This window comes from Bradyrhizobium sp. USDA 4538 (genome assembly GCF_024171045.1).
Classification (GTDB): domain Bacteria; phylum Pseudomonadota; class Alphaproteobacteria; order Rhizobiales; family Xanthobacteraceae; genus Bradyrhizobium; species Bradyrhizobium australafricanum.
Genome location: NZ_JALJZE010000001.1, coordinates 7,690,154 through 7,711,949 on the forward strand (window position 1 = coordinate 7,690,154; position 21,796 = coordinate 7,711,949).

Sequence of the window (21,796 nt, forward strand, 5' to 3'; positions counted from 1 at the left end):
AAACAGGGCCGTTTCGGCACGATTTTGGGCCGTCCGGCCGGTGCAACCGGCCGTATTTCCTTGCTTCTGGCGCAAATCGCGCTATACAGCGCGCCATCTCACACGGAAACATGGCTCAAAAGGCCGTCCGGTGGCAGCCGGGCCATAAGGCGCGTCTGCTCACACGTTTCCGGAGGAACCAACCGGAGAATTATCACTATGTCGCTACCCGATTTTTCTATGCGTCAGTTGCTTGAAGCTGGCGTTCACTTTGGCCACCAGGCCCACCGCTGGAATCCGAAGATGCAGGATTACATCTTCGGCGCCCGCAACAACATCCACATCATCGACCTCGCGCAGACCGTGCCGATGCTGCACCGTGCCCTGCAGGCGGTCAGCGATACCGTCGCCAAGGGCGGCCGCATCCTGTTCGTCGGCACCAAGCGCTCGGCCCAGGACGGCGTTGCCGACGCTGCCAAGCGTTCGGCGCAGTACTTCGTCAACTCGCGCTGGCTCGGCGGCACGCTGACCAACTGGAAGACGATCTCGGCCTCGATCAAGCGCCTGCGTCATCTCGACGACGTGCTGTCGTCGGGCGAAGCCAACTCCTACACCAAGAAGGAGCGGCTGACGCTGCAGCGCGAGCGCGACAAGCTCGACCGTTCGCTCGGCGGCATCAAGGACATGGGCGGTCTTCCCGACATGATCTTCGTGATCGACACCAACAAGGAAGACATCGCGATCCAGGAAGCCCAGCGGCTCAACATCCCGGTCGCGGCGATCGTCGACACCAATTCGGACCCGAAGGGCATCACCTATGTGGTGCCGGGCAATGACGACGCCGGCCGCGCGATCTCGCTGTATTGCGATCTCGTGGCGCGCGCCGCCATCGACGGCATCTCGCGCGCTCAGGGCGATTCCGGAATCGACATCGGCGCGTCGGCGACGCCCGTGCAGGAAGACCTTCCGGCGGCTGCGCCGTCCGGCTTCCAGGGCCTCGCCGGCCCGCGCGGCACCGCCGACAACCTCAAGAAGCTCACCGGCGTGTCCGGTGCGATCGAGAAGAAGCTCAACGACCTCGGCATCTTCCACTACTGGCAGCTCGCCGAGCTCGACCACGACACCGCGCACAAGATCGGCGAAGAAGTCGGTCTGCCGAGCCGTGCCGACGCCTGGGTCGCCCAGGCCAAGACGCTCGCCGAAGCGGAATAAAGGCTACGCGGCGTGGCCGGGTCTCGCCCGGCCGCCGCTTCTATTCCACGAACAACGATCTCCCTGTCGCAGATAGCGGCGCCATCGGGCGCCGCGGTTTCTGTACAGGCAAGAAGGACATTGAACGATGGCAACGATCACAGCAGCGATGGTCAAGGAGCTCCGCGAGTCGACTGGCGCGGGCATGATGGATTGCAAGGCGGCGCTGACCGAGAACAACGGCGACATGCAGGAAGCGCAGGATTGGCTGCGCAAGAAGGGCCTCTCCAAGGCCGCCAAGAAGGCCGGCCGCGTCGCGGCCGAGGGCCTGATCGGCGCGCTGACTTCCGGCACCAAGGGCGTGCTGGTCGAGGTCAACTCGGAGACCGACTTCGTTGCGCGCAATGAGCAGTTCCAGGGCCTGGTCAAGATGATCGCCCAGGTCGCGCTGCACAACGGCGCTGACGTCGAGAAGATCAAGGCGGCCAAGGTCGGCGACGTCACCGTCGAGACCGCGATCTCCGACGCGATCGCGACCATCGGCGAGAACATGACGCTGCGCCGCGCCGCCTCGCTCGAGGTGAGCAAGGGCGTGGTGTCGAGCTATGTCCATAACGCGGTCGTCGAGGGCGCCGGCAAGATCGGCGTGATCGTGGCGCTGGAGTCCGCCGGCAAGACCGACGAGCTCGCGGTGCTCGGCCGCCAGCTCGCCATGCACGTCGCGGCGGCGAAGCCGCTGGCGCTCGACCCGGCCGGGCTCGATCCGGAGACCGTCAAGCGCGAGAAGGACGTGCTGGCCGACAAGTACCGCCAGCAGGGCAAGCCGGAGAACGTCATCGAGAAGATCGTCGATTCCGGCCTGAAGACCTACTACAAGGAGGTCTGCCTGCTCGATCAGGCCTTCATCCACGATAGCGGCAAGTCGGTTGCCCAGGCGGTGAAGGAAGCTGAGGGTAAGGTCGGCGGGCCAATCAAAATCGCTGGCTTTGTGAACTATGCTCTCGGTGAGGGAATCGAGAAGCAGGAAAGTGACTTCGCCGCCGAAGTCGCGGCCGCCAGCGGCAAGAAGTAACCGCTGACACCAGGGCGTCCGGCGCTCTGCGCCGGAGGCCTGCCTGCGCGGGATAAGAAAGCGATCGCATCATGGCTGAGCCGATCTATCGTCGCGTGGTGATCAAGCTGTCCGGCGAATATCTGGCCGGCTCTCACGGGTTCGGTATCGATCAACCGACGGTCGATCGCATCGCCGACGACCTGATCGCGGCCCGCAAGCTCGGTATCGAGGTCGCCGTTGTGATCGGCGGCGGCAACATCGTCCGTGGCGTCGAGGTGTCCTCGCGCGGCGTCTCCCGGCCGACCGGCGACACCATGGGCATGCTTGCCACCATGATGAACTGCCTCGCGCTGGAGGCGGCGATCGAGCGCAAGGGAACCCCGGCGCGGACCTTGTCGGCATTCGTGATGCCGGAGATTTCCGAGCTGTTCACCCGTAGTGCAACGCACAAATATCTCGCCGAGGGACGCATCGTCCTGCTCGGCGGTGGAACCGGCAACCCGTTCTTCACGACCGACACCACCGCCGTGCTCCGCGCGGCCGAAATCGGTGCGCAGGCGGTGCTGAAGGCCACCAATGTCGACGGCGTCTACAGCGCCGATCCGAAGAAGGACCCCAAAGCCAAGCGCTTCGACCGCCTAACCCATTCGCAGGCGATCGAGGGCGGCTACAAGGTCATGGACGCGACCGCTTTCGCACTTGCCCGCGAGACGTCGCTGCCTATCATCGTGTTCTCTATCGCGGAGCCCGGTTCGATCGGTGCGATTCTGCGCGGTACCGGACACGGCACCGTCGTCGCCGGCTGATTGCCGCGCCTCCGGGTCCAGATTTTGGACCCGAGGGCGTCGACAGCCGGTTTCTTGTGAAAGGGAGAAACGTCATGGCCGCAGCTGGTTTTGACATCAACGACGTGAAGCGCCGCATGCAGGGCGCCACGCAATCGCTCAAGCACGAGCTCGGCGGCCTGCGCACCGGCCGTGCCGCGGCCTCTATGTTGGAGCCGGTCCAGGTCGAGGCTTACGGCTCGCATATGCCGCTCAACCAGGTTGCCACCATCAGCGTGCCCGAGCCGCGCCTGCTCTCGGTGCAGGTCTGGGACAAGACGATGGTCAAGGCCGTGGAGAAGGCAATCGTCGACTCCAACCTCGGCCTGTCGCCGGCGACCGAAGGGCAGGTGCTGCGCTTGCGGATTCCCGAACTCAACGAGGAGCGCCGCAAGGAGCTCGTCAAGGTCGCGCACAAATATGCGGAAGCGGCCAAGGTCGCGGTACGCCACGTGCGCCGCGACGGCCTCGACGTGATCAAGAAGCTCGAGAAGAATCACGAGATCTCCGAGGACGATCAGGAGCGCCTGTCGAACGAGGTCCAGAAGGCGACCGACGGCGTGATCGCCGAAGTCGATCAGCTGCTTGCCGCCAAGGAAAAGGAAATCCTGACGGTCTGAAGGCGCTACGGGAACGAGCCGATGTCGAACGCCGCCGCCCCAGCAACTGACGGACCGGATCGCTCCGGCAGTCCGTTGCATGTGGCCATCATCATGGACGGCAACGGGCGCTGGGCCGCTTCGCGCGGCCTGCCGCGCGTCGAGGGCCATCGCCGCGGCGTCGAAGCGCTGCGCCGCGTGGTGCGCGCGGCCCATGAACTCGGCATCGTCTATCTCACCATTTTTTCTTTCAGCTCGGAAAACTGGTCGCGGCCCGCGAGCGAGATTGGCGATCTGTTCGGCCTGTTGCGCCGCTTCATCCGCAACGATCTGGCGACGCTGCATCGTGACGGGGTGCGGGTGCGCGTGATCGGCGAGCGTGACGGGCTTGACGCCGACATCTGCGCGCTGCTCAACGAGGCAGAGGAGCTGACGAAGAACAACGTCAAGCTCAACCTTGTGGTCGCCTTCAACTATGGTTCGCGGGCGGAGATCGCCGCCGCGGCGAGGCGCCTCGCGCGCGAGGTTGCCGAAGGCAGGCGCGACGCCAACTCCATCGATGCCGACACGCTCGGGCAATATCTCGATGCGCCCGACATTCCGGATCCGGATCTGATTATCCGCACCAGTGGCGAGCAGCGTCTGTCCAACTTCCTGATGTGGCAGGCCGCCTATAGCGAACTCGTGTTCGTGCCGATTCACTGGCCGGATTTCGACAAGGCGGCGCTCGAAGGCGCGATTGCGGAATACGGCAAGCGCGAGCGCCGGTTCGGCGGGCTCGCTGCGAAAACCGGATCGTGACCGAGGACGAAGCCGCGCCGGCGGCCGCAAGCGAGCAGGGTTCGCGCAATCTCGTGATGCGCGTGGCCGCTGCGCTGGTGCTGGCGCCGGTTGCGATTGCACTGGCCTATATGGGCGGCGTCGCCTGGTCGCTCCTCGTGACATTGGCGGCGGCCGGATTGTTCGCGGAATGGCTTGGTGTCACCGGACTCGGACGCGGACTCCGTGTCGTGGTGCCCGGCGTGGTCGCGTTGCTGCTCGCCGGACTATGCCTGATGGCCCGCCGTATCGATGCGGCCCTGATCGTGCTCGCCGTCGGTGCGGTTGTTGTGGCGCTGACGTCCGGCGCGCTGCGCAACTGGGCCATTGCGGGATTACTCTATGCGGCAGGGGCCGAGGTCGCATCGGTCCTGCTGCGCCTCGACACGGCGAAGGGCTTTGCCGCGCTGATGTTCGTGTTGCTGATCGTGTGGGTCACCGATATCGGCGGCTATTTCGCGGGCCGCAGCATCGGCGGGCCGAAGCTCTGGGTGCGGGTCAGCCCGAAGAAGACATGGGCGGGCGCGGTTGGCGGCTTCGTGGCGAGCCTGCTGGTCGCTGCCGGCTTTGCCGCCCTTGAGATCGGCTCGACCGGTCCGCTCTTGATGCTCGGCGCCGTGTTGTCGGTGGTCTCGCAACTTGGCGATCTCTTCGAATCCGCGGTGAAGCGGCGGTTCGGCGTGAAGGATTCGAGTCACATCATTCCCGGTCACGGCGGCCTCCTGGACCGCCTGGACGGATTTGTCGCGGCCGTCATTGTGGCGGCGATTTTCGGCTTTCTCCGTGGTGGCGCCGATGGCGTCGGGCGCGGTCTTATGGTTTGGTGATGAGATGAGCGCAGTTCCGTTGCGTAACAACAAGGCCGCGGCGGCATCCGCCGCGCGCACCGTAACCGTCCTCGGTGCCACCGGCTCGATCGGCGACAGCACTATGGACCTGCTGCGTGGCGCGCGCGACCGCTACCGGGTCGAGGCGCTGACCGCGAACAGCAATGTCGAGGGCCTCGCCAAACTGGCCAAGGAATTCGGCGCGCGGTTCGCAGCCATTGCCGATCCGGCGAAGCTTTCGGAACTGAAGGACGCGCTGGCCGGAACCCGGACCGAATGCGGGGCCGGGGAGAGCGCGATTATCGAAGCGGCCGCGCGGCCGGCCGATTGGGTGATGGCGGCGGTCAGCGGCGCGGCCGGGCTGAAGCCCGCGCTTGCCGCGGTCGATCGTGGCGCCACCGTCGCGCTGGCCAACAAGGAATGTTTGGTCTGCGCCGGCGATATCTTCATGGAGCGGGCCAGGAAGGCCGGCGCCTGCATCCTGCCGGCGGACTCCGAGCACAATGCGCTATTCCAGGCGCTGGCTTCCGGCAACCGCGAGGAACTGACGCGGGTGATCATCACCGCGTCCGGCGGGCCGTTCCGCACCTGGGCGCCCGCCGACATCGAGCAGGCGACGCTGGAACAGGCTCTGAAGCATCCCAATTGGAGCATGGGGCAGAAGATCACGATCGATTCCGCCTCGATGATGAACAAGGGTCTCGAGGTGATCGAGGCGTCCTATCTGTTCGCTTTGACGCCCGACGAAATCGACGTGCTGGTGCACCCGCAGTCGATCATCCACGGCATGGTCGAGTTCTCCGATCGCTCAGTGGTCGCCCAACTCGGCACGCCCGATATGCGGATCCCGATCGCGCATTGCCTCGGCTGGCCCGACCGCGTCGTCGGCCCGTCCGCCAAGCTCGACCTCGCCAAGATCGGACAGCTCACCTTTGAGGCGCCGGATTTTGAGCGCTTCCCGGGGCTGCGGCTGGCCTACGAGGCGTTGCGGATGGGGCACGGCGCGACGACGGTCTACAACGCTGCGAACGAGATCGCGGTCGCCGCGTTTATCGCCGGCAAGATCAAGTTCGGCGCGATCGCCCGGCTGGTCGAGGCGACGATGAACGATTGGATCAAGTCAGGGAATCAGCCACCACTGCACTCGGCGGATGATGCGATTTCCGTTGACCATATCGCGCGAAATAAAGCTGCCGCCCTATTGCCTCAAATTGCCTTAAAGGCAACCTAGAGGGTTGGGGACGGAGCCTTTGGCTCTTGTCGAGGGAAAATCGAATGCCCGAGTATTTTATTCATAGTATCAATGCGTTGAGTCATGGGCTTCTCGGTACCATCGTTCCCTTCCTCTTTGTCCTGACCATTGTCGTCTTCTTCCATGAGCTCGGCCACTTCCTGGTCGCGCGCTGGGCCGGCGTGAAGGTGTTGACGTTCTCGCTGGGCTTCGGGCCGGAGCTCGCCGGCTTCAACGACCGGCATGGCACGCGCTGGAAGATCTCGGCGATTCCGCTCGGCGGTTACGTCAAATTCTTCGGCGACGAGAGCGAGGCTTCGACGCCGTCCACCGAGGCGTTCGCCGCCATGACGGCGGAAGAGCGTGAAGGCAGCTTCCATCACAAATCGGTCGGAAAGCGCACCGCCATCGTTGCGGCCGGCCCGGTGGCGAACTTCATTCTCGGCGCCCTGATTTTCGCGGGCATGGCGCTCTACTACGGCAAGCCGAGCACGATTGCCCGGGTCGACGGCCTGGTGGCCGAAAGCGTCGCCGCGAACGCCGGCTTCAAGGTCGGCGATGTCGTCGTGGATATCGACGGCAGCGCGATCCAGAGCTTCGCCGACATGCAGCGGATTGTAGCTTCGAATGCTGGTTCAGAGCTTGGATTCAAGGTGAAGCGCGATGGTGCGATTGTCGCGCTCAAGGCGACGCCGGCGCTCCGGGAGGTCAAGGACCCCTTCGGCAATGCCCACCGAATCGGCGTGCTCGGAATTGAGCACAAGGCTCAGGTCGGCGAAGCGACCAGCGCCTCGGTCGGCGTGCTGGAGGCCCTCAAGATCGGCGTCGAGCAGGTTTGGTACATCATTTCCAGCACGTTCAAGTTCCTGGGCTCGCTGTTCGTTGGAACCGGCAATCCGGCCGAGGTGAGCGGCGTCATTGGAATCGCGAAGCTGTCGGGGCAGGCCGCGAGCGCCGGGTTCCAGTTCGTGATCAATCTTTGCGCCATCCTGTCGGTCTCGATCGGCCTGCTGAACCTGTTTCCGATCCCGCTTTTGGATGGCGGACACCTGCTTTTCTACAGCGCGGAGGCGCTGCGGGGACGCCCGCTGTCGGAGCGGACTCAGGAGGTGGGTTTCCGAATCGGGCTGGGTCTGGTCCTGATGTTGATGGTGTTTGCGACGTATAACGACATCCTCAGGATCGCCGGGTCCTGAAACAGGCTTTTTTGTGGCGTTGCCAATGGGCAACGTCTTGGAACGAAAATGGAAATGTTCGGCTCTAGTAAGTTTGCCCCCTTGGCAAATTTGGTTACAAGCTGAGCGGCAGGTTGGGAATCTGTCGGTTCGTTGGGGAACGATCTGGCATCGTTAAGATAAGGGCGCATTGCGCATGATGTTTGGAATGCGAGTGAGGGGGGGGCTGTTCGCCGCCTTGGTCATGTTCGCCGCGCCGGTGGTTGCCACCTTGGCGACCGTAGCTGTGTCTGTGCCTGCGTCGGCGCAGACCGTCGATTCGATCACGGTGGAGGGGAACCGCCGTGTCGAGCTTGAAACCATCCGCTCCTACTTCCATCCCGGACCGGGCGGTCGGTTGGCCCAGGCCCAGATCGACGACGGTCTGAAGGCGCTGATCGAGACCGGCCTGTTTCAGGACGTCCATATCGACCAGCGGGGCGGGCGCCTCGTCGTGGTCGTGGTCGAGAACCCGGTGATCGGCCGCGTTGCCTTCGAGGGCAACAAGAAGATCAAGGACGAGCAGCTCACCGCTGAAGTTCAGTCCAAGCCGCGCGGCACGTTCTCGCGCCCGATGGTCCAGTCGGACGCCCTGCGCATCGCCGAAATCTACCGTCGGTCCGGCCGCTATGACGTGCGGGTCAATCCGCAGATCATCGAGCAGCCGAACAACCGCGTCGACCTGATCTTCGAGGTCAATGAAGGCGTGAAGACCGGCGTCCGGTCGATCGAGTTCATCGGCAACAGCGCCTATTCGGCGTCCCGCCTGCGCGACGTCATCAAGACCCGCGAATCGAACATCCTGAGCTTCCTCGGCGGCAACGACGTCTACGATCCCGACCGGGTCGAGGCCGATCGCGACCTGCTGCGTCGCTTCTATCTCAAGAACGGCTATGCCGACGTCCAGGTCGTGGCCGCGCTGACCGAATACGATCCCGAGAAGAAGGGCTTCCTGGTTACCTTCAAGATCGAGGAAGGCCAGCAGTACCGCGTCGCGTCGGTCAACTATACGTCGTCGATCGCAACGCTCGACCCGAACGCGCTGCGCACCTACTCGCGCGTCAATGTCGGCTCGCTCTACAACGCCGAGGCGCTGGAGAAGTCGGTCGAGGAGATGCAGATCGAGGCATCGCGCCGCGGTTACGCCTTCGCGGTGGTCCGGCCGCGCGGCGATCGCAACTTCGACAATCACACGGTGTCGATCACCTTCGCGATCGACGAAGGTCCGCGCACCTATATCGAGCGCATCAACATCCGCGGCAACAGCCGTACCCGCGACTACGTGATCCGCCGCGAGTTCGATATCTCGGAAGGCGACGCCTACAACCGTGCGCTGGTCGACCGTGCCGAGCGCCGGCTGAAGAACCTCGACTTCTTCAAGACGGTGAAGATCACCACCGAGCCGGGCTCCTCCAGCGATCGCGTCATCCTGATCGTCGATCTCGAGGAGAAATCGACCGGCGACTTCTCGGTGTCGGGCGGCTACTCGACCACCGACGGCGCGCTGGCCGAAGTCAGCGTCTCCGAGCGCAACCTGCTCGGCCGCGGCCTGTACGCGAAGGCGTCGGTGACCTACGGCCAGTATGCCCGCGGCTACTCGCTGTCGTTCGTCGAGCCCTATCTGCTCGACTACCGCGTCGCGCTCGGCCTCGACCTGTATCAGCGCCAGCAGCTGTCCAACAGCTACATCGCCTACGGCACCAAGACGCTGGGCTTCAGCCCGCGGCTCGGCTTCAGCCTGCGGGAAGATCTGTCGCTGCAGCTGCGCTACTCGATCTACCAGCAGGAAATCACCCTGCCGTCGACGCTGAACAACTGTAACAACGTGCCGACCCTGCCGGATGGAACGCCCAACCCCGCGTTCAATCCGAGCCCGGCCTATGCGAACCTGAACGGGATCAGCCTGGTGTCGACCAATGGTCTCGGCTGCTTCTTTGACGGCGAAGCCTCGCTGCCGGTCCGCAAGGAGCTGGCGGGCGGCAAGACCCTCACATCGGCGCTGGGTTACACGCTCAACTACAACACGCTCGACAACAACAAGAACCCGACCGACGGTCTGATCGTCGACTTCAAGCAGGACTTCGCCGGTGTTGGCGGTGACGTCAGCTACATCAAGACCGCGATCGACGCGAAGTACTACACCCCGCTGGTCTCCGACATCGTCGGCGTGATCCACGCGCAGGGCGGCATCCTGAACAAGCTCGGGACGTCGGATCTGCGCATGCTCGATCACTTCCAGATGGGCCCGAACCTGGTCCGCGGCTTTGCGCCGAACGGTATCGGTCCGCGTGACATCAACCCGTACGGCACCATGGACGCCATCGGCGGCACCAAGTACTGGGGCGTGTCGGCGGAACTGCAGATGCCGTTCTGGTTCCTGCCGAAGGAAGTCGGGCTCAAGGGCGCGGTCTATGCCGACGCCGGCGGCCTGTACGACTACCAGGGCCCGACCTCGTGGGCGGCGACCGGCGAAGTCAACGTGCCTGGCTGTATCAGGCCGACGAACAATCCGCCGTCTCCGGGTACGTGCCTTGGCCTGAGCTACGACGACAGCAAGGTTGTCCGTACCTCGGTCGGTGTCGGCCTGATCTGGCAGTCACCGTTCGGCCCGCTGCGCTTCGACTACGCGGTGCCGCTGACCAAGGGTGCGTTTGACCGCACGCAAGAATTCCGGTTTGGCGGCGGTACGACGTTCTAAGACCGATTGCCAACCGGACTGCGACGGATGGAATGGCGCAGCCGATCTTCTACAAGAGTCCTCCTTCGTCATCGCTGGCCGAAATAGCCGCGCTGACGAAGGCGCAACTGGTCGACCCCGAAAGGGGCGCGCTTCAGATCAGGGGGCTGGCCTCGCTCGACGAGGCCGGTCCGATGCATCTCGCCTTTTTCGACAATCTGAAATACGCCGACCAGCTTGCCGCGACCAAGGCCGGGGCGTGTCTGGTCAGCCCGCGCTTCGAGGCGCAGGTGCCGAAGGGCACTGCCGTGCTGCGGGCGGCGAAGCCGTTCCAGGCGTTCGTCGAGCTCGCCCGGCAATGGCACGCCGATGCCCTGCGGCCGCAATCCTGGTTCGACACCGAGGGCATCGCGCCGTCGGCGATCATCGATCCCACCGCGCGCCTCGAGGACGGCGTCATCGTCGATCCGCTGGTCGTGATCGGCCCGCGGGTGGAGATCGGCTCGGGCACCATCATCGGCGCCGGCGCGGTGATCGGGGCCGACGTCAAGATCGGCCGCGACTGCAATGTCGGCGCCAAGACCACCATTCAGTTCGCGCTGATCGGCAACAACGTCCTGATCCATCCCGGCTGCAATATCGGCCAGGACGGCTACGGCTTCATCTTCTTCGGGCCGGCCGGCCATGTGAAGGTGCCGCAGACCGGCCGCGTGGTGATCCAGAACAATGTCGAGGTCGGCGCCGCCTCGACCATCGACCGCGGTTCCCTGCGCGACACCGTGATCGGCGAGGGCACCAAAATCGACAATCAGGTCCAGATCGGCCACAATGTGACGATCGGCCGGCACTGCCTGCTGGCGGCCCAGATCGGGCTCGCCGGCAGCCTGACCATCGGCGACAATGTCGCGCTCGGCGCCAAGGTGGGCATCAACAACCACCTCAAGATCGGCGACGGCGCCCAGGTGACGGCAATGAGCGCGGTCAAGGACGACATCCCGGCCAACGGTCGGTGGGGCGGGCATTTCGCCAAGCCGACCAAGCAGTGGTTCAGGGAAATTATCGCAGTGGAGCGTCTGGTGCGCGACAACGAAGCCAAAGGTGAGGGGCAGGAGTGATGGAGGAGGCACCGGTCAAATTCGAGCTGGTGGATATCAACGATATCCTGAAGACGCTTCCGCATCGCTTTCCGATGTTGCTGATCGACCGGGTGATCAATATCCGCACCGACTACAGCGGCATCGGCATCAAGAACGTCACCTTCAACGAGCCGCCGTTCCAGGGCCACTTCCCGGACCGCCCGGTCTACCCCGGCGTGATGATGATCGAGGCGATGGCCCAGACCGCCGGCGTCATCGGCATCAAGTCGGTCGAGGGCACCGAGAAGCCGCGCGCGGTGTATTTCCTCACCATCGACAAGTGCAAGTTCAGGAAGCCGGTGATGCCCGGCGACACCATCGAGTATCACATGCGCTCGCTCGGCCGGCGCAAGACGATGTGGTGGTTTCACGGCGATGCCAAGGTCAACGGCCAGGTCGTCGCCGAGGCCGATGTCGGTGCGATGCTGACGGATTAGTCCGCGCCGGGCTCACGACGTTGTGCAGGTGTAGCGGCCGTCCGCGCCCGCGATCCGCAGGACGCGATTGAGGAAGATGCCCATCGACGGTGCGTTCATCAGCGCGTCGTAGGTTTCGGCAGGGACGCCGCAATAGTGCTGGTAGCTGCCTCTGACCGCGACCAGCAGCGCGCGTTGATCCGTGCTGTAGCAGACCCGCTGGACGATCGTGCTCCGGTTGATGTCGTGGCATTCGAAGCTCGAGAGATCGACCGCCGTGCTGTTGCCGAGATCGACCGTCTCCGGGCCGACTGGCGCAGAGAGCAGGCTGAGGATCAGCGCGGCGGCCCGGACCATGGATCGGTTGCGACCTTCTCTTGCAACAGGCCGTCATCATACGTCACTGGACAGGGCAGGCAAAGTCGCGCTAACGACCGCCCAAATCGACAGCCTGGCGCCTCGATAGCACCTTGGCGCCATTAACGAATTCCGGACCGAAACTTCATGAGCATGATCGACCCGACTGCGCGGATTGCCGATGGCGCTGTGATCGGGGCCGGCACCGAGATCGGTCCGTACTGCATCGTCGGCCCCAATGTCGTGCTCGGCGAGAACTGCAAGCTGATCGCGCATGTCACGATCAGCGGGCATACCAGGATCGGCGCCGGCTGCATCATCTCGCCGTTCGCAGCGCTCGGCGGGCCGCCGCAGGATCTCAGCTATCGCGGCGAGCCGACCCGCCTCGAAGTCGGCGAAGCCTGCACCATCCGCGAGGGCGTGACGATGAATGTCGGCACGGTCAAGGGCGGTGGGCTCACCCGCGTCGGCGATCGCGGCTTCTTCATGAACAACAGCCATGTCGGCCATGACTGCATGGTCGGCAATGGCGTGATCTTCGCGACGTCGGCGACGCTCGGCGGCCACTGCGAGATCGGCGACTTCGTCTATATCGGCGGGCTGTCGGCTGTGCACCAGTTCACCCGCGTCGGCTCGCAGGTGATGATCGGCGGCGTCTGCGGCGTGCGTGGCGACATCATCCCGTTCGGCCTCGCCAACGGTCAGTACGCGGTTCTCGAAGGACTCAACATCATCGGCATGCGGCGCCGCCAGTTCACCAAGGCGCGGCTGGCGACGGTGCGCGCGTTCTATCAAAAGCTGTTCCACGGTCCCGGCATCTTCGCCGAGCGGCTGGCCTCGGTGCAGCCGCTGGCGGGCGAGGATCCCGCGATTGCGGAAATCCTGGCCTTCATCGAGGGCGGCAAGCTGCGCCCGCTCTGCCTTCCCGCCGATACCAATTGAGCAGGGGATGGCCGCCAGCATGACGTCAGCGGCTCCCTCGCTTTCCTCGCCGGTCGGCGTCATCGCCGGCGGCGGCGCCATGCCGTTCGCGGTCGCCGAGTCCCTGGTTGCGCGCGGCATCACACCGGTGCTGTTCGCGCTGCGCGGCGCCTGCGATCCGGCGCGCGCGCAGCGGTTTCGTCACCGCTGGATCTCGGTCGGCCAGCTCGGGCGGGCGACCCGGCTGTTCCGCGACGAAGGCTGCCGCGATCTGATCTTCATCGGCACCCTGGTGCGGCCCGCGCTGTCGGAGATCCGGCTCGACTGGGGCACGCTGCGCCTGCTCGGCCACGTCGTGCGCGCATTTCGCGGCGGCGACGATCATTTGCTGTCGAGCGTTGGCCGCATCCTCGAGCAGCAGGGCTTCCGCATGGTCGGGATCAAGGATGTCGCGCCCGATCTGTTGATGCCGGAGGGCGCCGTGACGCGCGCGGCGCCCGACAGCACGGCGCTCGCCGACATCGCGCGCGGACGCGGCGTGCTTGACGCGCTCGGCCCGTTCGACATCGGTCAGGCGGCCGTGGTGATCGACGGTCATGTGGTGGCGGTCGAGGATATCGAGGGTACCGACGGGCTGCTCGCGCGCGTCGCGCGGCTGCGCGCCGAGGGTCGCATTCGCGCCAAGGCCGGCCGCGGCGTACTGGTGAAGGCGCCAAAGAGCCGGCAGGATCTGCGCTTCGATCTGCCGACCATCGGCCCGCGGACGGTCGAGGGCGCGGCAGCAGCGGGCATCGCCGGCATCGCCGTGATCGCTGGCAACACGCTGGCCGCCGAGCCGCAGGCCCTGGTCGAGGCCGCCGACGCTAAGGGGCTGTTTGTCATCGGGCTGGCGGGCTGATGCAGGTGCGCAGCCCCAGCACCGCTCGCAAGATCTTCCTCATCGCCACCGAGGAATCCGGCGACCGCCTCGGCGCGGCGCTGATGCAGGTGCTGCGCCAGCGGCTCGGCGATGCCGTGCAGTTTTCCGGCGTCGGCGGCCGGGCGATGACTGCTCAGGGTATCGCCCCGCTGTTTCCGATCGAAGAGCTCTCGATCATCGGCTTTGCCGCCGTTGTGAAGCAATTGCCGAAAATCCTGCGATTGATCCGGCGCACCGCCGATGCCGTGCTCGCCGACGCGCCTGACATGCTCGTCATCATCGACAGCCCCGATTTCACCCACCGCGTCGCCCGTCGCGTCCGCGCCCGCAACCCGAACATTCCGATCGTCGATTACGTGTCGCCGTCGGTCTGGGCGTGGCGGCCGGGCAGGGCGCGCGCGATGCGGGGCTATGTCGATCACGTGCTCGCGCTGCTGCCGTTCGAGCCGGAGGAATATCGCAAGCTGCAGGGACCGCCGTGCAGCTATGTCGGCCACCCCCTGACCGAGCAGCTCGCCTCGCTGCGGCCGAACGAGGACGAGCAGAAGCGGCGCGATGCGCAGCCTCCAGTGCTGCTGGTGCTGCCCGGAAGCCGGCGCAGCGAGATCAGGCATCATCTGGCGCTGTTCGGCACGGCGCTCGGCCAGCTCAACAAGCAAACGCCGTTCGAGCTCGTGCTTCCCACCATGCCGCATCTCGAGGCGATAGTGCGCGAGGGAGTCGCGTCGTGGCCGGTGGTGCCGCGGCTCGCGATCGGCGAGACCGAGAAGCGCGCCGCGTTCCGTGTCGCCCGCGCTGCGCTCGCGAAGTCGGGCACGGTGACGCTGGAGCTCGCGCTGTCAGGGATTCCCATGGTGACGGCCTATCGCGTCGGCGCCGCCGAGGCGTTCATCCTGCGCCGGGCGATCCGGGTCTCCTCGGTGATCCTCGCCAATCTCGTGATCGGCAGCGATATCATTCCCGAGTTCCTGCAGGAGGACTGCACGCCGGACAAGCTCGCAGCGGCGCTGGGCGACGTGCTTGCGGATACGCCCGATCGTCTGCGGCAGCTCGTGGGATTCGCGACGATGGACGGGAAGATGTCGACCGGCGACCAGCCGCCGAGCGTCCGCGCCGCCGACATCGTGCTGGCGGAAATGGGCCGCCGTTCGACCTAGCCAATCGATCGTGTCCTCGTTCTGTAGCGACATCCCGCCGCGACGATCCCGCTTGCGCCAGATATTTAGACCGTACTAATATTAGCAATAGCTAATATTAGTACGGAGCCTGCCATGAAGATCGACCCGGTCGCCTATGTCGAAGCCGTCGTTCGCGAAGTCGCGTTCCGGGAACGCGACGGCAAGCCGGCGCGGGCGGTGATCGCGACCCGCAGCTACGACACCGACATCGCCGATCTCTGGGATGTGCTGACCAACCCCGAACGTATTCCGCGCTGGTTCCTGCCGATCTCGGGCGACCTGAGGCTTGGCGGCCGCTATCAGTTCCAGGGCCATGCGGGCGGCGAGATCACGGCGTGTGAGCCGCCGCGCCGCCGCGCCGGCTTGCCGTCACGTGGGAGTCCATGGGCACGGTCAGCTGGGTTACCGTGACGCTGGCCGAGAACGGTCCGGACGCCACGCGCCTGGAATTGGAACACCTCTCGGTGATCGAGGGCGACTTCTGGGGCCGCTACGGGGCCGGTGCGGTCGGCGTCGGCTGGGATCTCGCGCTGCTAGGGCTCGCGCTCTATCTGGCCATGCCGCCCGGCGAGCAATTCGACCGCGCCGCCGCGTCCGCCTGGCCAGCCACCGACGACGGCAAGGAATTCATCCGCCGCGCCAGCGAGGACTGGTGCAGCGCCTCGATCGCGGCGGGCACCGAGGAGGCTGCGGCGCGCAGATCGGCCGCAAACACCACGGCGGCCTATTGCGGCGAGCCGGAGCCGGGGAGCGGAGGCTAGAGCATGATCCGGAAAAGTGTGAAGCGGTTTTCCCTCGCGACAAACGCGAAGCGTTTGCGCGGAGATCATGCTCAAACGAAGGGCTAAAGCGGGATGACGATGCAGTCTCATCGCGCTTTAGCGACCTTGCACGCCTTCGACATCCTCGGCGATCCCGTCCGCCGGCGCATCCTGGAACTGCTTGCGACCGGCGAGCACAGTTCGGGCGACGTCGTTGCGGTCGTGCAGCGCGAGTTCGGCATCACCCAGTCGGCGGTGTCGCAGCAGCTGCGGATCTTGCGGGACGCCCGTTTCGCGTCGGTGCGCGCCGAGGGCACGCGCCGCATCTATGCGGTCGAGCCGGCGCGGCTGCGCGAGGTCGACGACTGGCTCGACCGGTTCAGGGCGTTCTGGCTGCCGCGCCTTGACGCGATCGCGACCGAAGTTGCGCGGGGCAAACGAAAACGGCGCCATCAGGAATGATGGCGCCGTCCCGGATTCTCTTCAGCGATGCAGCTTACTTGCGCTTGTCGATCTGCACATAGTCGCGGCGCGCGACGCCGGTGTAGAGCTGGCGCGGACGGCCGATCTTCTGCTGCGGGTCCTCGATCATCTCGCTCCACTGGCTGATCCAGCCGACGGTGCGGGCGACCGCGAACAGCACGGTGAACATCGAGACCGGGAAGCCCATCGCCTTCAGCGTGATGCCCGAATAGAAGTCGACGTTCGGGTAGAGCTTGCGATCGATGAAGTAGGGATCGCTGAGCGCGATCTTCTCGAGCTCCATCGCGACCTTTAGCATCGGATCGTCGCCGTGGCCGGTCTCCTTCAGCACCGCGTGACACATCTTCTGCATGATCTTTGCGCGCGGATCGTAGTTCTTGTAGACGCGGTGGCCGAAGCCCATCAGGCGAACTTCGCTGTTCTTGTCCTTCACCTTGGCGATGAAGTCCGGAATGTTTTCGACCTTGCCGATGTCGTAGAGCATGTTGAGCGCGGCCTCGTTGGCGCCGCCATGCGCCGGGCCCCACAGGCAGGCGATGCCGGCCGCGATGCAGGCGAACGGGTTGGCGCCCGAGGAGCCGGCGATGCGCACCGTCGAGGTCGAGGCGTTCTGCTCGTGGTCGGCGTGCAGGATGAAGATCTTGTCGAGCGCGTCGGCGAGCACCGGGTTGATCTTGTAGTCCTCGCAGGGCACCGCGAAGCACATGTTGAGGAAGTTCTCGGCAAACGAGAGCGAGTTCTTCGGATACACGAAGGGCTGGCCGACGGTGTACTTGTAGGCCATCGCCGCCAGCGTCGGCACCTTCGCGATCATGCGCATCGAGGCGATCATGCGCTGGCGCGGATCGTTGATGTCGGTGGAGTCGTGATAGAACGCGGCCAGTGCGCCGACCGCGGCGACCATGATCGCCATCGGATGAGCGTCGCGGCGGAAGCCCTGGAAGAACCGCGCCATCTGCTCATGCACCATCGTGTGATGGATCACGCGATGGTCGAAGTCCTTCTTCTGCGCCGGGGTCGGAAGATCCCCGTACAGCAGCAGGTAGCAGGTCTCGAGGAAGTCGCCGTGCTCGGCGAGCTGCTCGATCGGATAGCCGCGGTATTCGAGCACGCCGGCGTCGCCGTCGATGTAGGTGATCTTCGACTGGCAGCTGCCGGTCGAGGTGAAGCCGGGGTCGTAGGTGAACACCCCGGCCTGGCCGTAGAGCTTGGCGATGTCGATGACATCAGGCCCAACCGTGCCGCTCAGGATCGGGAAATCGTAGTTCTTGTTGCCGATGGTGAGTGTGGCTGTCTTGCTGGATTTTGCGTCCATCGTGATATCCCCGATGAATTCGTTGCGAAAACCGACCTTGCCCAGTCGCTAAATTGCGGCCCGTGGCGGGGCGGAACGGCTTGTGGAGAAAGCGTCCGGGATTGGGTAGCTCATTGCCATGTGCGCTGCAAGATGGACCCTGGAGGGGGTCCATGCAGGATCACGCCGCCTGATCGGCGAGACGGGCAAGGCACTCCTGGCGTCCCAGCACGGCCAGCACGTCGAATATGCCCGGCGACGTCGTACGCCCCGTCAGCGCCACCCGCAGCGGCTGGGCGACGGCGCCGAGTTTCAGGTTGTTCTGCTCGGCGAAATTCCGCATCGCGGTCTCGGTGGTTTCCGCCGTCCAGTCGTTGACGGCTTCCAGCGCGGTGCGCAGGCGGCCGATCAACGCGCGCGTTTCCGGCGTCAGCAGCGCCACAGCTTTCGGATCGAGCGCGAGCGGACGATCGGCGAAGATGAAGTAGGCGCCCGAGATCAGCTCGATCAGCGTCTTGGCGCGCTCCTTCAGGCTCGGCATCGCCCGCAGCAATTGCGCGCGGGTGGTGTCGTTGAGCTTGGCCTTCAGCGCGGCGCCCTCGGGAACATAATCCAGCACGCTCTCGAACTGGGTCACGAGGGATTGATCGTCGCTCTGCCGGATATAGTGACCGTTGAGGTTTTCCAGCTTGGCGAAATCGAACCGCGCCGCAGAACGGCCGATGCCCGAGAGGTCGAACGCGTCGATCATCTCCTGGGTCGAGAAGATCTCCTGATCGCCATGGCTCCAGCCGAGCCGGACGAGATAGTTGCGCAAGGCGGCCGGCAGGTAGCCGAGGGCGCGGTAGGCGTCGACGCCGAGCGCGCCATGGCGCTTCGACAGTTTCGAGCCGTCGGGACCGTGGATCAGCGGAATGTGGGACATGCTCGGCAGTTCCCACTCCAGCGCGTCGTAGATCTGCTTCTGACGTGCGGCGTTGATCAGGTGGTCGTCGCCACGGATGATGTGAGTGACGCCCATATCGTGGTCGTCGACCACGACCGCGAGCATATAGGTCGGGGTGCCGTCGCCGCGCAGCAGGACGAGGTCGTCGAGGTTCTCGTTCTGCCAGACCACGCGGCCCTGCACCTGGTCCTCGATCACGGTTTCGCCGGTCTGCGGCGCCTTGAGGCGGATCGTCGGCTTGATGCCGGCGGGCGCGGTGGCCGGATCGCGGTCGCGCCACATGCCGTCATAGAGGCGGGTGCGGCCCTCGGCGCGCGCCTTCTCGCGCATCGCGGTGAGCTCTTCCGGCGAGGCATAGCAGTAATAGGCGCGCCCGGCGGCGAGCAGGCTCTCGGCGACCTCGCGATGGCGGGCTGCGCGGCTGAACTGGTAGATGACCTCGCCGTCCCAATCGAGCTCGAGCCACTTCAGGCCGTCCAAGATGGCGTCGATCGCCTCCTTGGTCGAGCGTTCACGGTCGGTGTCCTCGATCCGGAGCAGCATCTTGCCGCCGAGTTTCCTGGCATAGAGCCAGTTGAACAGCGCGGTGCGGGCACCTCCGATATGGAGGAAGCCGGTCGGTGAGGGGGCGAAGCGGGTAACGACGGGTTTGTTCATGATCGAGCGAGACGTATGCTGAGACGGCGGTGGTGTATATCAGGAACCGGACATAACTAAACCCCCGGCTGACCTTTTGCCCACCAAACCAGGCCTCAAACCAGACTTGAAACCAGGCTTGGCCGGACGGCACGAATTTGGCAGAAGGTTGAGCCGACTCCTCCAGGGAACCCTTTGATGACGACTGATACGACGGCAGAGGCAGGGCGCGACTTCATCCGCGACATCGTCCAGGCCGATCTCTCCTCCCACAAGCACAACCGGATCGTGACCCGTTTTCCGCCGGAGCCGAACGGCTACCTGCATATCGGCCACGCCAAGTCGATCGCCCTGAATTTCGGCATCGCGCAGGAGTTCGGCGGCCAGTGCAATTTGCGCTTCGACGACACCAATCCGACCAAGGAGGAGCAGGAGTACATCGACTCCATCCAGGCCGACGTCCATTGGCTCGGCTATGACTGGGGAGCCAACCTGTTCTATGCGTCGGACTATTTCGAGCGCCTGTACGATTGGGCCGAGGGTCTGATCAAGGCCGGCTATGCCTATGTCGACGATCAGTCCCAGGAGGAAATCCGGCTGTCTCGCGGCACGCTGACCGAGCCCGGCAAGAACTCGCCGTTCCGCGACCGCTCGGTCGAGGAGAACCTCGATCTGTTCCGCCGCATGAAGGCCGGTGAGTTCTCGAACGGCGCCCGCGTGCTGCGCGCCAAGATCGACATGGCCGCCGGCAACATCAATCTGCGCGATCCGGTGCTCTACCGCATTCTGCACGCCCATCATCCGCGCACCGGGGAAAAGTGGTCGATCTATCCGAGCTACGACTACGCGCACGGCCAGTCGGACGCGATCGAGGGCATCACCCATTCAATCTGTACGCTGGAGTTCGAGGATCACCGCCCGCTCTATGAGTGGCTGCTCGACAAGCTGCCGGTGCCCTCGAAGCCGCGCCAGTACGAAATGGCACGGCTGAACCTGACCTATACGCTGCTGTCCAAGCGCGTGCTGACCCAGCTCGTCCGTGACGGCCACGTCTCGGGCTGGGACGATCCGCGCATGCCGACCATTGCCGGCTTGAAGCGGCGCGGCGTGCCGCCGGCCGCGGTGCGCGAATTCATCAAGCGCATCGGCGTCGCCAAGGCCAACAGCGTGGTCGATGTCGGCATGCTCGAATTCTGCATCCGCGAGGAGCTGAACCGCACGGCGCTGCGCCGGATGGCGGTGCTGCGGCCGCTCAAGGTGGTGATCGAGAATTATCCGGAAGGGCAGGTCGAGGAGATCGAGGCGATCAACCATCCCGACAATCCGGAAGCCGGCACCCGCAAGATCGCGTTCGGACGCGAGCTCTATATCGAGCGCGACGACTTCATGGAGAATCCGCCGAAGAAATTCTACCGCCTCTCGCCCGGCAACGAGGTGCGGCTGCGCTACGCCTACTTCATCAAGTGCACCGGCGTGGTGAAGAACGACGCCGGCGAGATCGTCGAACTCCGCGCGACCTACGATCCCTTGACCAAGGGCGGCAATGCGCCCGACGGCCGCAAGGTCAAGGCGACGATGCACTGGTTGCCGGCGGCGCAGTCGAAGCCGGCGGAGATCCGCATCTACAACCAGCTGTTCGCCAATCCGAGCCCGAACGCGGCCGATTTCGCCGCCGACCTCAATCCGCAGTCGCTCGAAGTGCTGAAGGATGCGCGCGTCGAGCCGGCGATCGCCGAGAGCAATTCACCCGATCCGGTGCAATTCGAGCGGCAGGGCTATTTCGTGCGCGACGCGGATTCGACGCCGGACCGGCTGGTGTTCAACCGCACCATCGGCCTGCGCGACACCTTCGCCAAGGAAGTCGGCGGCAAGGGCTAGCCGAGAGGAAGCGCGTCCCGCGCGGACAAGCGGACGGGGGATCGATGCCTGATGAATCCGACGAGATCGTCTCCGCCATCATCGCCAGATGGTCGGCGGGTTTCAGCAGGCTCGATGCGAATGCGTTAAGCGCGCTCTATTCGAAGAGCGCGTTCTTCTTCGGCTCGAACCCGACGCTGTATCGCGGCCGCGACGGCGTCAAAGCCTACTTTGACGGTCTGCCGCGCTGGCACGCGCCGCGCGTTCAGTTCAGCGATGTCAGGGCAGAGCGGGTCAACGCCGATCTCGTCAACATGGCGGGCATCGCGTCATTCGTCCTCGACGGAGATGCGCCCTCGCTCGCCGTCAAGATCACCTGGGTGATCGCGCGCGAGGACGGCGACTGGAAGATCGTCTGCCACCACGTCTCGTCGCAGACGCCGCTGATCTAGGCTCAGCGCTGGAGCTGACGAAAAA

At 64.9% G+C, this 21,796-nt stretch carries 22 protein-coding genes; 19 read left to right on the forward strand and 3 right to left on the reverse strand.

Annotated elements, in window-relative coordinates:
- Nucleotides 1–198: 198 nt before the first annotated feature.
- From J2R78_RS35315 to fabZ, 11 genes are all read left to right on the forward strand, one after another.
- Nucleotides 199–1,191 (forward strand): 30S ribosomal protein S2, encoded by a 993-nt coding sequence (locus J2R78_RS35315; protein WP_057016493.1) that lies wholly within the window; start codon nucleotides 199–201, stop codon nucleotides 1,189–1,191.
- A gap of 127 nt (nucleotides 1,192–1,318) precedes the next feature.
- A complete protein-coding gene (gene tsf / locus J2R78_RS35320; RefSeq protein ID WP_057016494.1) occupies nucleotides 1,319–2,242 on the forward strand; it encodes a translation elongation factor Ts in 924 nt (307 codons plus the stop codon).
- A gap of 71 nt (nucleotides 2,243–2,313) precedes the next feature.
- On the forward strand, nucleotides 2,314–3,030 hold the full coding sequence (pyrH, locus tag J2R78_RS35325; RefSeq protein ID WP_028334006.1) for a UMP kinase: 717 nt from the start codon (nucleotides 2,314–2,316) through the stop codon (nucleotides 3,028–3,030).
- 74 nt (nucleotides 3,031–3,104) lie between these two features.
- Nucleotides 3,105–3,668 carry a ribosome recycling factor gene (gene frr / locus J2R78_RS35330; RefSeq protein WP_028334007.1) on the forward strand — a complete coding sequence of 188 codons (564 nt, stop codon included), beginning with the start codon at nucleotides 3,105–3,107 and terminating at the stop codon, nucleotides 3,666–3,668.
- A gap of 21 nt (nucleotides 3,669–3,689) precedes the next feature.
- The gene (locus tag J2R78_RS35335; RefSeq protein ID WP_253608473.1) at nucleotides 3,690–4,448 is read left to right on the forward strand and encodes an isoprenyl transferase; all 759 of its coding nucleotides are present in this window, start codon (nucleotides 3,690–3,692) and stop codon (nucleotides 4,446–4,448) included.
- Nucleotides 4,445–5,293, forward strand: coding sequence for a phosphatidate cytidylyltransferase (locus J2R78_RS35340; RefSeq protein ID WP_253608474.1), 849 nt, complete (start codon nucleotides 4,445–4,447; stop codon nucleotides 5,291–5,293). Before J2R78_RS35335 ends, J2R78_RS35340 begins: the two co-directional genes overlap by 4 nt.
- 4 nt (nucleotides 5,294–5,297) lie before the next feature.
- Nucleotides 5,298–6,524, forward strand: a complete 1,227-nt coding sequence (gene dxr / locus J2R78_RS35345) for a 1-deoxy-D-xylulose-5-phosphate reductoisomerase (protein ID WP_253608475.1) — start codon at nucleotides 5,298–5,300, stop codon at nucleotides 6,522–6,524.
- A gap of 44 nt (nucleotides 6,525–6,568) precedes the next feature.
- Entirely contained in the window at nucleotides 6,569–7,720 is a 1,152-nt protein-coding gene (rseP, locus tag J2R78_RS35350; RefSeq protein WP_253608476.1) for an RIP metalloprotease RseP, read from the forward strand.
- 175 nt (nucleotides 7,721–7,895) lie between these two features.
- Nucleotides 7,896–10,436, forward strand: coding sequence for an outer membrane protein assembly factor BamA (gene bamA, locus J2R78_RS35355; protein ID WP_253608477.1), 2,541 nt, complete (start codon nucleotides 7,896–7,898; stop codon nucleotides 10,434–10,436).
- Nucleotides 10,437–10,468: 32 nt separating this feature from the next.
- Entirely contained in the window at nucleotides 10,469–11,530 is a 1,062-nt protein-coding gene (lpxD, locus tag J2R78_RS35360; protein ID WP_253608478.1) for a UDP-3-O-(3-hydroxymyristoyl)glucosamine N-acyltransferase, read from the forward strand.
- Nucleotides 11,530–11,988, forward strand: a complete 459-nt coding sequence (gene fabZ, locus J2R78_RS35365; RefSeq protein ID WP_076857667.1) for a 3-hydroxyacyl-ACP dehydratase FabZ — start codon at nucleotides 11,530–11,532, stop codon at nucleotides 11,986–11,988. The genes lpxD and fabZ overlap by 1 nt, the downstream gene beginning before the upstream one ends.
- A 12-nt stretch (nucleotides 11,989–12,000) precedes the next feature.
- Here fabZ and J2R78_RS35370 read toward each other — a convergent pair whose 3' ends face one another.
- Nucleotides 12,001–12,324, reverse strand: coding sequence for a KTSC domain-containing protein (locus tag J2R78_RS35370; RefSeq protein WP_253608479.1), 324 nt, complete (start codon nucleotides 12,322–12,324; stop codon nucleotides 12,001–12,003).
- A gap of 147 nt (nucleotides 12,325–12,471) precedes the next feature.
- Here J2R78_RS35370 and lpxA point away from each other — a divergent pair, with 147 nt between their 5' ends.
- The 6 genes from lpxA (at nucleotide 12,472) to J2R78_RS35400 (ending at nucleotide 16,565) form a co-directional block, all read left to right on the forward strand.
- Nucleotides 12,472–13,266 (forward strand): acyl-ACP--UDP-N-acetylglucosamine O-acyltransferase, encoded by a 795-nt coding sequence (gene lpxA / locus J2R78_RS35375; protein WP_028334015.1) that lies wholly within the window; start codon nucleotides 12,472–12,474, stop codon nucleotides 13,264–13,266.
- Nucleotides 13,267–13,285: 19 nt separating this feature from the next.
- A complete protein-coding gene (locus J2R78_RS35380) occupies nucleotides 13,286–14,143 on the forward strand; it encodes an LpxI family protein (RefSeq protein WP_253608480.1) in 858 nt (285 codons plus the stop codon).
- Nucleotides 14,143–15,321 (forward strand): lipid-A-disaccharide synthase, encoded by a 1,179-nt coding sequence (gene lpxB / locus J2R78_RS35385; protein ID WP_253608481.1) that lies wholly within the window; start codon nucleotides 14,143–14,145, stop codon nucleotides 15,319–15,321. Before J2R78_RS35380 ends, lpxB begins: the two co-directional genes overlap by 1 nt.
- A 114-nt stretch (nucleotides 15,322–15,435) precedes the next feature.
- A complete protein-coding gene (locus J2R78_RS35390) occupies nucleotides 15,436–15,753 on the forward strand; it encodes an SRPBCC domain-containing protein (RefSeq protein ID WP_253608482.1) in 318 nt (105 codons plus the stop codon).
- The gene (locus tag J2R78_RS35395; protein ID WP_253608483.1) at nucleotides 15,726–16,103 is read left to right on the forward strand and encodes a hypothetical protein; all 378 of its coding nucleotides are present in this window, start codon (nucleotides 15,726–15,728) and stop codon (nucleotides 16,101–16,103) included. Before J2R78_RS35390 ends, J2R78_RS35395 begins: the two co-directional genes overlap by 28 nt.
- Nucleotides 16,104–16,202: 99 nt before the next feature.
- A complete protein-coding gene (locus J2R78_RS35400) occupies nucleotides 16,203–16,565 on the forward strand; it encodes a helix-turn-helix transcriptional regulator (RefSeq protein ID WP_253608484.1) in 363 nt (120 codons plus the stop codon).
- A 34-nt stretch (nucleotides 16,566–16,599) separates the two neighbouring features.
- Here J2R78_RS35400 and gltA read toward each other — a convergent pair whose 3' ends face one another.
- Entirely contained in the window at nucleotides 16,600–17,901 is a 1,302-nt protein-coding gene (gltA, locus tag J2R78_RS35405) for a citrate synthase (protein WP_225647497.1), read from the reverse strand.
- Nucleotides 17,902–18,061: 160 nt separating this feature from the next.
- Nucleotides 18,062–19,483, reverse strand: a complete 1,422-nt coding sequence (gene gltX, locus J2R78_RS35410; RefSeq protein WP_253608485.1) for a glutamate--tRNA ligase — start codon at nucleotides 19,481–19,483, stop codon at nucleotides 18,062–18,064.
- A 177-nt stretch (nucleotides 19,484–19,660) separates the two neighbouring features.
- On the opposite strand from gltX, the gene J2R78_RS35415 reads away from it, so the two are divergent.
- Nucleotides 19,661–21,340, forward strand: a complete 1,680-nt coding sequence (locus J2R78_RS35415; protein WP_253608486.1) for a glutamine--tRNA ligase/YqeY domain fusion protein — start codon at nucleotides 19,661–19,663, stop codon at nucleotides 21,338–21,340.
- Between the two features lie 44 nt (nucleotides 21,341–21,384).
- Entirely contained in the window at nucleotides 21,385–21,771 is a 387-nt protein-coding gene (locus J2R78_RS35420) for a nuclear transport factor 2 family protein (RefSeq protein WP_253608487.1), read from the forward strand.
- Nucleotides 21,772–21,796 lie beyond the last annotated feature (25 nt).

Bases quoted from the DNA above. Each gene is read 5' to 3' on its own strand.
- lpxD (WP_253608478.1), top strand. From the start codon at position 10,469: ATGGCGCAGCCGATCTTCTACAAGAGTCCTCCTTCGTCATCGCTGGCC.
- gltX (WP_253608485.1), bottom strand. From the start codon at position 19,483: ATGAACAAACCCGTCGTTACCCGCTTCGCCCCCTCACCGACCGGCTTC.
- J2R78_RS35395 (WP_253608483.1), top strand. From the start codon at position 15,726: ATGGGCACGGTCAGCTGGGTTACCGTGACGCTGGCCGAGAACGGTCCG.
- bamA (WP_253608477.1), top strand. From the start codon at position 7,896: ATGATGTTTGGAATGCGAGTGAGGGGGGGGCTGTTCGCCGCCTTGGTC.
- frr (WP_028334007.1), top strand. From the start codon at position 3,105: ATGGCCGCAGCTGGTTTTGACATCAACGACGTGAAGCGCCGCATGCAG.
- J2R78_RS35315 (WP_057016493.1), top strand. From the start codon at position 199: ATGTCGCTACCCGATTTTTCTATGCGTCAGTTGCTTGAAGCTGGCGTT.
- lpxA (WP_028334015.1), top strand. From the start codon at position 12,472: ATGAGCATGATCGACCCGACTGCGCGGATTGCCGATGGCGCTGTGATC.
- J2R78_RS35335 (WP_253608473.1), top strand. From the start codon at position 3,690: ATGTCGAACGCCGCCGCCCCAGCAACTGACGGACCGGATCGCTCCGGC.
- fabZ (WP_076857667.1), top strand. From the start codon at position 11,530: ATGGAGGAGGCACCGGTCAAATTCGAGCTGGTGGATATCAACGATATC.
- J2R78_RS35390 (WP_253608482.1), top strand. From the start codon at position 15,436: ATGAAGATCGACCCGGTCGCCTATGTCGAAGCCGTCGTTCGCGAAGTC.
- tsf (WP_057016494.1), top strand. From the start codon at position 1,319: ATGGCAACGATCACAGCAGCGATGGTCAAGGAGCTCCGCGAGTCGACT.
- lpxB (WP_253608481.1), top strand. From the start codon at position 14,143: ATGCAGGTGCGCAGCCCCAGCACCGCTCGCAAGATCTTCCTCATCGCC.
- pyrH (WP_028334006.1), top strand. From the start codon at position 2,314: ATGGCTGAGCCGATCTATCGTCGCGTGGTGATCAAGCTGTCCGGCGAA.
- J2R78_RS35415 (WP_253608486.1), top strand. From the start codon at position 19,661: ATGACGACTGATACGACGGCAGAGGCAGGGCGCGACTTCATCCGCGAC.
- J2R78_RS35420 (WP_253608487.1), top strand. From the start codon at position 21,385: ATGCCTGATGAATCCGACGAGATCGTCTCCGCCATCATCGCCAGATGG.
- J2R78_RS35400 (WP_253608484.1), top strand. From the start codon at position 16,203: ATGCAGTCTCATCGCGCTTTAGCGACCTTGCACGCCTTCGACATCCTC.
- J2R78_RS35370 (WP_253608479.1), bottom strand. From the start codon at position 12,324: ATGGTCCGGGCCGCCGCGCTGATCCTCAGCCTGCTCTCTGCGCCAGTC.
- J2R78_RS35380 (WP_253608480.1), top strand. From the start codon at position 13,286: ATGACGTCAGCGGCTCCCTCGCTTTCCTCGCCGGTCGGCGTCATCGCC.
- gltA (WP_225647497.1), bottom strand. From the start codon at position 17,901: ATGGACGCAAAATCCAGCAAGACAGCCACACTCACCATCGGCAACAAG.
- rseP (WP_253608476.1), top strand. From the start codon at position 6,569: ATGCCCGAGTATTTTATTCATAGTATCAATGCGTTGAGTCATGGGCTT.
- dxr (WP_253608475.1), top strand. From the start codon at position 5,298: ATGAGCGCAGTTCCGTTGCGTAACAACAAGGCCGCGGCGGCATCCGCC.